Origin of the sequence: Flavobacterium sp. GSA192 (assembly GCF_006386525.1) — a bacterium.
Taxonomy (GTDB): domain Bacteria; phylum Bacteroidota; class Bacteroidia; order Flavobacteriales; family Flavobacteriaceae; genus Flavobacterium; species Flavobacterium commune.
The window spans coordinates 1-12,038 of the sequence record NZ_VAHC01000003.1; the positions used below are offsets into that span (position 1 = coordinate 1).

General features: G+C 33.0%; 9 protein-coding genes and 2 rRNA genes. 10 read left to right on the forward strand and 1 reads right to left on the reverse strand.

From position 1 onward, the window contains the following. Positions 1-126 (forward strand): 23S ribosomal RNA (locus FDM27_RS06845); the annotation flags it as partial. A gap of 129 nt (positions 127-255) precedes the next feature. Then, positions 256-365: ribosomal RNA gene (gene rrf / locus FDM27_RS06850) — 5S ribosomal RNA — on the forward strand. Between the two features lie 84 nt (positions 366-449). Here rrf and FDM27_RS06855 read toward each other — a convergent pair. Next, complete coding sequence (locus FDM27_RS06855) at positions 450-1,091, reverse strand: endonuclease III domain-containing protein (protein WP_140485717.1); 642 nt, start codon at positions 1,089-1,091, stop codon at positions 450-452. A 385-nt stretch (positions 1,092-1,476) separates the two neighbouring features. Here FDM27_RS06855 and FDM27_RS06860 point away from each other — a divergent pair, with 385 nt between their 5' ends. From FDM27_RS06860 to FDM27_RS06895, 8 genes are all read left to right on the forward strand, one after another. Further along, the gene (locus FDM27_RS06860) at positions 1,477-2,898 is read left to right on the forward strand and encodes a glycogen synthase (protein ID WP_140485718.1); all 1,422 of its coding nucleotides are present in this window, start codon (positions 1,477-1,479) and stop codon (positions 2,896-2,898) included. Further along, the gene (locus FDM27_RS06865; protein ID WP_071185612.1) at positions 2,895-4,175 is read left to right on the forward strand and encodes a glucose-1-phosphate adenylyltransferase; all 1,281 of its coding nucleotides are present in this window, start codon (positions 2,895-2,897) and stop codon (positions 4,173-4,175) included. Before FDM27_RS06860 ends, FDM27_RS06865 begins: the two co-directional genes overlap by 4 nt. A 67-nt stretch (positions 4,176-4,242) precedes the next feature. Continuing rightward, complete coding sequence (gene glgB / locus FDM27_RS06870) at positions 4,243-6,147, forward strand: 1,4-alpha-glucan branching protein GlgB (protein ID WP_071185613.1); 1,905 nt, start codon at positions 4,243-4,245, stop codon at positions 6,145-6,147. 204 nt (positions 6,148-6,351) lie between these two features. Further along, positions 6,352-8,748 carry a glycoside hydrolase family 31 protein gene (locus tag FDM27_RS06875; protein WP_140485719.1) on the forward strand — a complete coding sequence of 799 codons (2,397 nt, stop codon included), beginning with the start codon at positions 6,352-6,354 and terminating at the stop codon, positions 8,746-8,748. A gap of 34 nt (positions 8,749-8,782) precedes the next feature. After that, on the forward strand, positions 8,783-9,601 hold the full coding sequence (locus FDM27_RS06880; RefSeq protein WP_071186433.1) for a M48 family metallopeptidase: 819 nt from the start codon (positions 8,783-8,785) through the stop codon (positions 9,599-9,601). 142 nt (positions 9,602-9,743) lie between these two features. Continuing rightward, on the forward strand, positions 9,744-11,030 hold the full coding sequence (locus tag FDM27_RS06885; RefSeq protein WP_140485720.1) for an MFS transporter: 1,287 nt from the start codon (positions 9,744-9,746) through the stop codon (positions 11,028-11,030). 55 nt (positions 11,031-11,085) lie between these two features. Continuing rightward, positions 11,086-11,451: a DUF6252 family protein gene (locus FDM27_RS06890; protein WP_140485721.1), complete on the forward strand. Its 366-nt coding sequence runs from the start codon at positions 11,086-11,088 to the stop codon at positions 11,449-11,451. A 291-nt stretch (positions 11,452-11,742) separates the two neighbouring features. Beyond that, positions 11,743-11,952, forward strand: coding sequence for a hypothetical protein (locus tag FDM27_RS06895; protein ID WP_140485722.1), 210 nt, complete (start codon positions 11,743-11,745; stop codon positions 11,950-11,952). Positions 11,953-12,038: the final 86 nt, after the last annotated feature.

The following is a 12,038-nucleotide window of genomic DNA, read 5'->3' on the forward strand; positions in this document are numbered from 1 at the left end:
CGCGAAACCCACCACAAGATGAGATTTCTTTTAAAGGTCGTGGGAGATGACCACGTTGATAGGCTATAGGTGTAAAGGCAGTAATGTCATAGCCGAGTAGTACTAATAACCTGTAAGCTTATGTACACCCTCCTGCTCCCGAGCAATCGGGAGCAAGAAACTTTCTAATTAAAATAATACTTTCTTTATCTCAGTATGTTAAGATATTGTGTAATGTTGACTAGCAAAAGCTAATCACTCATTGCAAAACGACCTTAAGGTGGTTATTGCGGCGGGGCTCACCTCTTCCCATCCCGAACAGAGTAGTTAAGCCCGCCTGCGCAGATGGTACTGCAGTTTTGTGGGAGAGTATGTCGTCGCCTTTCTTTGAAAACCCCGATTCTAATGAAACGGGGTTTTTTTGTTTTTATACTGTCCCGTCCTGATACAGAATGTTGACTATAATTACTTTAAATGGATTTTTTGGGATATTTACAAACTGAATTTATCGGGCATTCTGAACATTTAGGCTTCGGTCTGCATATTTCTCTTCCTAAGAATGAAATTGCCATGCCGATTTCGTTCCAAATTTCTTTTGGTAAAACAGCTATTAATTGTTTTTCTGCTTTTAATCCGTCTTTTGTTGGATTAATTATTCCGATTCTTGGAACTACCCGGAGAACATGAAGGTCAGTCATTATTCCTTCTAATGTTTTTCCAGCTTCTTTCATAATTACATTGGCTGATTTTCGACCAATTCCTTTTATACTGGTTAATTCTCTCATTGTTAGAGGAATATTTTCCTCTTTTTTGATGGTCATCGCTAAGTTGATAATCCATTTAGCTTTGTTTTCGTAGAATTTGACCTGAAGAATATATGGAATTATAGCTTCAACTTTTGTTTTTGTTAAATTTTCTATATTTGGAAAAGCATCAAAGAAATTAGGGGTTATTCTGTTAATATTTTCATCTGAATCTTGAGCAGATAAAATGACCATAATTACTAATTCGTATAAATTACGGTATTTTAGCGGGTGTTTTCTTGATTTGTATTTATTCAGGATTGGATTTAATTCTTCTTTCCAATCTATTGTATCACTAAATAAGTCCATTTTCAAATTTAGTAAATTCTTTATCGTTATCAAATCATTACTATTTGATTTGTCTTACTGATTTTGGGATTATAATTATATAATTTTAAGCAATATATTATAAGAAAATAATGATTTTGTAGCGGCTTAATTTATGAATTATCAATTTCTATAATTTTAATTAAAAACTCATCTTTTTGAAAGGTTTTGATTATAAAAAAAGTTAATTTTAGAGGATAATATTTTTAAGTTTTTGGTGTTATTGTTTCTGTTTTTTACTATATTTAGAAAAAGTTAAAAATGATATCATTAATGATTTTGATAGTGTTTGTATTTATTTAATGATAATTTAACTAATCTTTTTTATAATATATTTTTTTAACCCTAATTAAACTTAAATCAATAAATGGAAATATTTCATATTAGTGCAGAGTGCTATCCGGTAGCTAAAGTAGGTGGTTTAGCTGATGTAGTAGGAGCCTTGCCAAAATACCAAAGTAATGCTGGTCATAAATTGCGGGTTGTAATGCCTTGTTATGAAACTAAATTCAGGGATGAAAATGAGTTTGAGTGTGTGCATTGGGGGGCGGTTCAGTTAGGGAATTTTAGTTTTCCTTTTAGTGTTCTTAAAGAAAAGACAGATAAGCTTGGTTTTGAATTGTATTTAATTGAAATACCTGAGCTTTTTGATAGAAAAGATGTTTATGGTTATGAGGATGATATTGAGCGTTTTTTTTCTTTTCAGATTGCAACTTTAGATTGGATTATTGGAAGAGAAACGATGCCAAATGTTGTTAATTGCCATGATCATCATACAGGTTTGATTCCGTTTATGATGCAAAATTGTCATAAGTACCATAAATTATTTAATACACCTTCGATGATTACTATTCACAATGGTTTGTATCAAGGGAAGTTTAGTTTCGAAAAGTTGAATTATTTTCCTGAATTTGATTTAGGTCATGTGAAAATTTTAGAATGGGATAATTGTATTAATTCATTGGCTGTTGGGGTCAAATGTGCTGCTGCTGTTACCACTGTTTCTCCAAGTTATTTGAATGAAATAAATTATTCGGCAAATGGTTTAGAATCACTTTTTAATCTTGTTCGTTATAAATCGAAAGGAATTTTGAATGGCATTGATGTACAAGTTTGGGATCCGGCAAAAGATAAAATGTTAGAAAAGAATTATTCTGTCTCCAATTTTGAGAAAGGAAAACAACAGAATAAAGAGATTCTTTGTACACTTTTTAATCTTGACCCAACCAAACCTCTGTTTAGTTTTATAGGTAGATTATGGGATGAAAAAGGAGGCGATTTATTACCACAGGCTTCGGCTTTAGCCTTGTCTGAGAATTATAAAGAGATTAATATTTTGATATTAGGTTCGGGAAATGTAAATATTGAGAACCAATTGAATAGTTTATTAGTCGATTATAAAGGAAATTACAACACATTTATAGGTTACAATGAAGAATTAGCGCATTTAATATATGCAGGAGCTGATTTCTTGTTGATGCCCTCACGAGTAGAACCTTGCGGATTGAATCAAATGTACTCTTTAAGATATGGAACTATTCCTATTGTTAGGAGAACAGGAGGATTGAAAGATACTGTGATTGATTTTGGAGACAATGGAAATGGAATTTGTCATGACCAATCTTCGGTTGGAGATATTTGTTATTCAATTCAAAGGGCAGTTAGCTTGTACAAGGATAAAGAGCAATTAAATCAAATTAGAAAAAAAGGAATGAGCACCGATCATTCCTGGGAAAAAGCCAGTCAGGAATATATAGAAATGTACAACTTAATACTTAACAAAATATGAAGGCAAAAAGAAAAAATGTTATTGCTATTATCTTAGGAGGAGGACAGGGATCCAGATTATATCCATTGACAGAAACGAGATCAAAACCAGCAGTACCAGTTGGGGGGAAATATAGATTGGTAGATATTCCTATTTCAAATTGTATGAATTCAGATATTTATAGAATGTTTGTTTTGACACAATTTAATTCGGCTTCATTGAATGCACATATCAAAAACACTTATGTTTTTAGTGCGTTTAGTCAGGCTTTTGTAGATATATTAGCAGCTGAACAAACTCCGGATAATCCAACCTGGTTTCAGGGAACTGCCGATGCAGTAAGACAATGTATGCCTCATTTTTTGAACCATAATTTTGATTACGCTTTGATTTTATCGGGAGACCAGTTGTATCAAATGGATTTTAATGATATGCTTGAAGAGCACATTAAAAAAGAAGCTGATATTACCATTGCTACATTGCCGGTTAATGCCAAAGATGCTCCTGAATTTGGAATATTAAAAACAAATAGTGATAGTTGTATAGAATCTTTTATCGAAAAACCTGCTAAAGAATTATTGCCAGACTGGGAATCGGATGTGAGTGAAGAAATGAAAGCAGAGGGTAAAAATTATCTGGCTTCTATGGGTATTTATATTTTTAACAAACAACTTTTGGTGGATTTAATGGCTAATCCTGATACAAAAGATTTTGGTAAAGAAATTATTCCGCAGGCTGTTGGGAAGAATAAAATTCTTAGTTACCAATACGAAGGTTATTGGACTGATATTGGAAATATTGATTCATTCTTTGAAGCAAATATAGGATTGACTGAGGATGTGCCTAAGTTTAATTTGTTTGATGATGTTAACAAAATCTATACAAGACCTCGAATGTTACCGCCATCTAAGTTTAAAAATACAATGGTAGATAAATCCTTAATTTCTGAAGGTTGTATTTTAAATGCTAAAGAAATAGTGCATTCGGTTATTGGAATTCGTTCTCGAATAGGAAAAGATTCAGTTGTTAAAAATACTTATGTAATGGGTAATGATTTTTATCAAAGTATTGAAGACATGGAAGTAGATTCTAAAAATAATAAAATATTAGTTGGTATAGGAGAAGGTTGCTATATCAATAATGCTTTAGTAGATAAAAATTGCCGAATTGGGAATAATGTTTACATTAATGGTGGTTCTCATTTAGAAAATACTACTACTGATTTGTATGCCATAAAAGATGGAATTGTCGTTATTAAAAAAGGTGTGACTTTGCCTGATAATTTTAGAATTGAATAAGTTAAATAAACTGTTTTTTTATATCAATATTCTATTTTATAAGATTTAGAATTATACCAATAATACTATGAGTAAAGTTATCTCGCATTCCCTTTTTACTGATTTTGATATTAACTTATTCAAAGCTGGAAAACATTTTAGATTGTATGAAAAGTTAGGTGCTCATTTAATGGAATTAAATGGAGTACAAGGTGTATATTTTGCAGTTTGGGCACCAACTGCCCATTCGGTTTCTGTTGTGGGAGATTTTAATTTTTGGACACAAGGTGAACACGAACTTTATGTACGCTGGGATTCTTCGGGTATATGGGAAGGTTTTATTCCTAATATATCCAAAGGCGCAAATTATAAGTACAAAATACTTTCTAATAATGATGGTTTAGTTACTGAAAAAGCGGATCCATTTGCTTTTTATTGCGAAAAACCCCCACATACAGCTTCTGTAGTTTGGGATTTAAATCATGATTGGGATGACTCCAAATGGATGAAAACCCGCAAAGAACATAATGATTTAGATAAACCTTATTCGGTTTACGAGGTGCATTTAGGTTCCTGGAAACGCGGCGAAGGAAATCGGTTTTTGACTTATCTGGAATTAGCCGAAGATTTAGTTGCTTACGTAAAAGAAATGGGATTTACTCATGTTGAGTTTATGCCTGTAATGGAATATCCTTATGATCCTTCATGGGGGTATCAATTAGTTGGTTATTTTGCTCCAACCTCCCGTTTTGGAAACCCACAGGATTTCATGGTTTTGGTAGATAAATTACATCAGGCAGGAATAGGAGTTATTCTGGATTGGGTACCTTCTCATTTTCCCGATGATGCTCATGGATTAGGTTTTTTTGACGGTTCCAATCTTTATGAACATCCTGATCGTCGAAAAGGCTATCATCCCGATTGGAAAAGTTTAGTATTTAATTATGGAAGAAACGAAGTTCGCTCTTTCCTGATTAGTAATGCTTTGTTTTGGTTACAACATTATCATATAGATGGATTAAGGGTTGATGCTGTTGCTTCGATGCTTTATTTGGATTATTCCAGAAATGATGGAGAATGGGAACCCAATATTTTTGGAGGAAATGAAAATCTGGATACTATTAGTTTTCTAAAAGAATTCAATGAGGTAGTTTATTCTAATTATGAAGGAGTACAGACTATTGCTGAAGAAAGTACTTCTTTCCCGATGGTTTCCCGACCTACATCGGTAGGAGGACTCGGTTTTGGGATGAAATGGATGATGGGATGGATGCACGACACCTTAAAATATTTTCAAAAAGCAACAGTATATAGAAAGTATCATCAAAACGATTTAACTTTTTCAATGACGTATGCTTTCACCGAAAACTTTATGTTGCCTTTGTCTCATGATGAAGTGGTGTATGGTAAGAAATCTATTGCCGATAGAATGCCGGGTGATGAATGGCAGAAATTTGCCAATTTACGTTTGCTTTACGGTTATATGTTTACACATCCGGGAGGAAATTTACTTTTCATGGGAGGCGAATTTGGTCAAATGGCTGAGTGGAATTTTCAGGAAAGTTTAGACTGGCATTTATTGCAATATCCAGTTCATAATGGTGTAAAAGAGCTTATTAAAGATTTGAATCAATTATACAAATCCCAACCAGCTTTGTATCAAAAACAATTTAGTCATGAAGGTTTTGAATGGATTAATTATTCGGATCATCAAAATGCGGTGCTTTCTTATATTCGAAAAGGAAATAATTCAAAAGACGATTTGATTGTAGTGTGCAATTTTACCCAAATTGTTCGTAAGAATTACCGAATAGGTGTTCCAAAAAAAGGAAAACTGACTGAAATTTTTAATAGCGATTCAGAGAAATATCAGGGAAGTAATGTGCTGAATACAGCCGATTTAAAAATTGAATCTTCACCTTACGGAGGAAGAGATTATTCGGTTGAATTGTTGTTGCCTCCCTTGAGTGTGACTGTTTTTAAAATTTTGTAAACAGTAATTTTTCTATTTTTAAAATCAGACTTCATAAAATTTAATTTTTTAAGAGAGAAGTATTAATATTGTTATTAATGCTTCTTTTTTTTGATAATTAGTCAACTATTACGATTTCGTTAATAAAAAAGCTATTGTTTATTTATAAAAAAGTTTTTTTGTAAGTTTGAGAGAACACACAAATACTAATCTAAAAGGACTGAAATGATTACAAATACAGAATTAGAATATAAAGGAGATTTATATCCTTCAAAAGTGGTTTCCTATACGCAAGATGTTGATTCGGTATATTTTTATACAGAGAATAATGTTATTTTAAAACTAACTGTTTTAAGAGATAGTTTAATTCGTTTTCGTTTTACAACGAAAGGCTATTTTAGCAACGATTTTTCTTACGCTATTGATGAGAGTCATTCGCATGGATACAATCATCTTGAAATTTCAGAGGAAGAGACTTATTATAAAATTACTACTAATAAAATCATCTGTAAAATTCAAAAAGCTGATTTGCGAGCTTCGATATATGATTTAAAAGGAAATGTATTATTAGAAGATGAATTGGGCTTTCATTGGGAAGAATGTTATGAATTTGGTGGTAATATCGTAAAAATGAGTAAGGCTTCCAGAGATGGTGAATGTTTTTATGGTTTGGGAGATAAAGCTACCCAAATGAATTTGAAAGGAAAGAGAGTGGAGAATTTTGCCACCGATCAATATGCTTTTCAAAAAGAACAGGAACCATTGTATAAAGTAGTTCCATTTTATATAGGTTTACATCATAAACAAGCCTATGGGATTTTCTTTGATAATACTTTTAGAACTTTTTTTGATTTTTGTCATGAAAGAAGAAATGTAACCAGTTTTTGGTCAGATGGGGGAGAGATGAATTATTATTTCTTCTACGGGCCTAATATGCAGGACGTAGTAACTTCTTATACTGATTTGACCGGAAAACCCGAATTACCGCCATTATGGGCATTGGGTTACCATCAATGTAAATGGAGTTATTACCCCGAAAGTAATGTAAAAGAAGTAGCGGCTAAATTTAGGGAGTTGCAAATTCCTTGTGATGCAATCTATCTGGATATTGATTATATGGAAGGTTTCAGATGTTTTACCTGGAACAAAGAATATTTCCCGGATCCTAAACGAATGGTGTCAGAATTAGCCGAAGATGGATTTAAAACCATTGTTATCATTGATCCCGGGATTAAAATAGACAAAGAATATTGGGTTTACAAAGAAGCTTTGGCAAAGGATTATTTCTGCAAAAGAGCCGATGGTCCTTACATGAAAGGAAAAGTGTGGCCTGGAGAATGTAATTTCCCGGATTATACAAACCCTGAAGTAAGAGAATGGTGGGCTGGATTATTTAAAGAATTAATTTCAGATATTGGGGTGAAAGGAGTGTGGAATGATATGAACGAACCTGCGGTAATGGAAGTTCCTAACAAAACTTTCCCTAATGATGTGCGTCATAATTATGACGGAAATCCATGTAGTCATAGAAAAGCACATAATATTTATGGAACGCAAATGGCAAGAGCTACTTATAATGGAGTGAAACGTTTTGCTTATCCAAAAAGACCTTTTATCATTACCCGATCGGCATATTCCGGAGCACAACGTTATACTTCGTCCTGGACTGGGGATAATGTAGCTACATGGGAACATTTGTGGATAGCCAACATTCAAGTACAAAGAATGTCTATTTCAGGTATGGGATTCACTGGTTCAGATATTGGAGGTTTTGCAGAACAGCCTACAGGAGAATTGTATGCAAGATGGATTCAGCTTGGTGTTTTTCATCCGTTTTGCAGAACGCATTCGTCCGGAGATCATGGTAATCAGGAACCTTGGGCTTTTGATGAAGAAGTGATTGATATTACCCGAAAATTTGTGAATCTTCGTTACCAATTATTACCGTATTTGTACACTATGTTCTGGCAATATATCGAAGAAGGTACGCCAATGTTGAAACCATTAGTGTATTTTGACCAAGAAGATATTCAGACACATTATCGAAATGACGAGTTTATATTTGGTAACCAAATATTAGTTTGTCCAATTTTAGAGCCTAATGCTTTAGGAAGAAGAATGTATATTCCTCGTGGTCAATGGTATAATTACTGGACTAATTGTATGGTAAAAGGAGGAAAAGAAATGTGGGTGGATACCAAATTTGACGAAATTCCTGTTTTTGTAAAAGCGGGTGCCATTATTCCTAAATATCCTGTACAACAATATGTGGGCGAAATAGAATTTGAAGAACTTACATTGGATTTGTATTATAAAGAAGGTAAAGAGAAATCAGTAGTTTATGAAGACGCACAAGATGGTTATGATTATAAAAAAGGGCGATTTAGCTTTTTATCATTCCAAATGACAGGAAAAGAATCAGAATTGAATATTCAGTTGCACAAAGAAGGTAAATACGATACTAATTATACTAAATTTAAAATCAATTTCATTGGATTGCCATTTGAAGTTAAAACAGTAGAAATTGATAATGAAGAGATAGTTTTTGATGCTGCTGGTTTTAAAGAGAATCAATATCTAATTGTTCCTAAAGACTTTAATGTTTTGCATATTATTGGATAATAATCGTATTTTTGTTTGTAAAAAAACAACTACTATGAAAAAGAATATATTATTTTTAGGACTTGCTACTTTGGGATTGATTTATTCCTGTGCAACTAATCCGTTAACCGGAAAAAGAACGTTGAATTTTGTTTCTAATAGCGAATTATTTCCTTCATCTTTTCAGCAATATGGAACTTTTTTGAAGGAAAATAAAGTGGTTTCAGGAACAGCTGATGCTAAAAAAGTAGAATCTGTCGGGATTAAGATAAAACTGGCTGCCGAACGTTATCTGGCTTCTCTTGGTCAAACAAATTACTTAGAAGGATACCAATGGGAGTATAAGTTAGTAGATAATAAAGAAGTAAATGCCTGGTGTATGCCTGGAGGTAAAATTGTAGTTTATACAGGGATTTTACCAATTACAAAAAACGATGCCGGTTTAGCTACCGTAATGGGACATGAGGTTTCTCACGCTCTTGCTAATCATGGTGCGCAGCGTATGAGTGCATCACAATTACAAACTTTGGGAGCGGCAGGTGTTGCTGCTGCAACAGGAGGTCAAAGTGCCGAAAAACAACAAATGTGGCAACAATATTATGGAATTGGATCTCAGGTAGGAGTAATGCTTCCTTTTAGCAGAAGTCATGAAACCGAGGCTGATAAAATTGGCTTAACATTGATGGCAATAGCGGGTTATAATCCGGAAGAAGCAATTAATTTTTGGACCAGAATGTCGGCTAATTCAGGAGGCGGAGCTCCAGCCGAAATGTTGAGTACACACCCATCTGATGCTACCCGAATTGCGAACTTAAAAGCGATGATTCCGGAAGCTAAAGCCATTGCAGCTAAATTTGGTGTAACATTCAAATAAAAAACAGAGAAATATTTTATAAGCCAGTTCGTTTAGACTGGCTTTTTTTATGTTTACTACTAAAAATATATTTTTAGTTGATATTTGGTAGAAACTGTATAAAAAACTATAAATTCGTCGGCAAAAAAAGAAAGAGAACGATATGAATTCATTACAAAAAGGAGATAAAAAATTATTAAATGCCTGGGCATTTTACGATTGGGCAAATTCAGTATATAGTTTGGTGATTGCTTCGGCGGTTTTCCCTATTTTTTATTTGGCCTTATTCAGTAAAGATCAAACATATATTCATGTTTTTGGTACAGAAATTAAAAATTCGGCTTTAATTAGTTTTGTTACAGCAGCAGCTTTTTTAAAAGTAGCCTTTATTTCTCCACTTTTGTCCGGTATTGCTGATTATGTGGGAAACAAAAAGTTTTTCATGAAGTTTTTCTGTTATTTGGGGGCTTTTTCTTGTATTGGACTGTACTGGTTTAGTTTAGAGCATATTTACATTAGTTTACTCTTTTATTTTTTAGGTTTAATAGGTTTTTGGGGAAGCTTGGTTTTTTATAATTCCTATTTGCCTGATATTGCGTTTGAAGAACAGCAGGATGCTATAAGTGCAAAGGGATATTCTTTGGGGTATTTCGGAAGTGTACTTTTGTTAGCTGTAAGTTTGTTTTTGATTATGTCTGCTCCGGATGCTGAAAAAATCATGCAAATGCGATACTCTTTTGTAATGGTTGGAATTTGGTGGATTGTTTTTAGTCAATATACTTATTATTATTTGCCAAAGGGTAATGAAAATTCCCAAAGAATAACGAACAAAATTCTATTTAACGGATTTAAAGAACTTAAAAAAGTATGGATTGCACTAGAACATAATTTTGCTTTAAAGAAATATTTGATAAGCTTTTTTGTGTATAGCATGGCGGTGCAAACGGTAATGTTAGTAGCTACTTATTTTGGTGAACAGGAAATCCAGTGGGAGTCTAAATCAGCTGCAACTACAGGATTGATTAGCTGTATTTTATTAATTCAAATAGTAGCAATTTTTGGTGCTTTATTAACTTCAAAGGCATCAAAAAAATATGGAAATATTACAACCTTGATCTTTTTAAATTGTTTTTGGATTGTATTATGCGTGGCGGCTTACTTTATAAAGTTGCCTTTGCACTTTTATATTATGGCGGCTCTAGTTGGTTTAGTTATGGGAGGTATTCAGTCTTTATCTCGTTCTACATATTCCAAATTATTACCGGAAACAAAGGATACAGCTTCTTTTTTTAGTTTTTATGATGTAGCCGAAAAAATCGGAATCGTAATAGGAATGCTTGTTTATGGAGCTATAGACCAAATTACAGGCAGTCCTCGATTTGCTATTGTTTTTTTAGCAGTATTTTTTATTGTTGGAGTTCTTTTGTTGAGAAAAGTGCCTAAGAAATAGTAGGAAAAATAAAATAAAAAATTATATTTGGAGATAATATAAAAAGCTCCAATTTATGAAAATATTTAAAGGTAAAATGCAATTTGCCATATTGTTTATAGTTGCATTAATTGCATCTTGTACTTATGAGCCTGTTGATGGTACAGTTGAAACAGTTCCGGGCAATACGGCTTCAGGAGTTTTTAAGGCTGATTTTAATGGTAATACATGGACAGCAAAAGAAACTCAAGCCATAATTTCAGGAAATTTTATCGAAATTTCAGCAATTAATTCTAAAGGGGAGGCCTTTGGAATTATGATAGAAGGAAATACTGTAGGGACTTATGCAGCCAACGTGAATCTTGTAGCTTATACACCAGCAGGTACAGAGTATGGTTATTGGGCTATAAATGATGATAATCCAACTGAGAACACAGGTTAGATTATTATTACTAAAATTGATACGGAAAAGAAAACCATATCGGGAACTTTTCAATTTAAAGGATATTGGACTGATCCGGATAATCCCAGGGCGGCAATTCAGTTTACAAATGGTAGTTTTAAAGACATTCCGTATGTAACTCAGGAAGAAACTAATGATGTTTTTACAGCAAAAGTAGGTAGTGCTAATTTTGCTGCTACTGATATTTTTACTGCTGAAATTAATGATTTCATAACTATCGGTGCTTTAGATGCTAATTTAAATAATTTATCAATTGATATAAAAAACACTTTGAGTACAGGAAGTTATACTATTACTAATACTTTGAGTGGGGATGTTCAGGGGTATTATGAAGATGCTGATGATGAATACAAAGCAATTTCTGGAAATATTACAATTACTTCTAAAACAAGTGACAGAATCAAAGGAAGTTTTCAGTTTACAACTGATGGAGCGATTCCATTTGTAATAACCGAAGGTACTTTTGATGTGGAATATTAAAATAATTTCTGTTTTTTTTATAAAATAAAAGCCCTCAAATGACAATTATCTTTTGAGGGTTTTCTTTTGGGCTTTATGGCATAAAG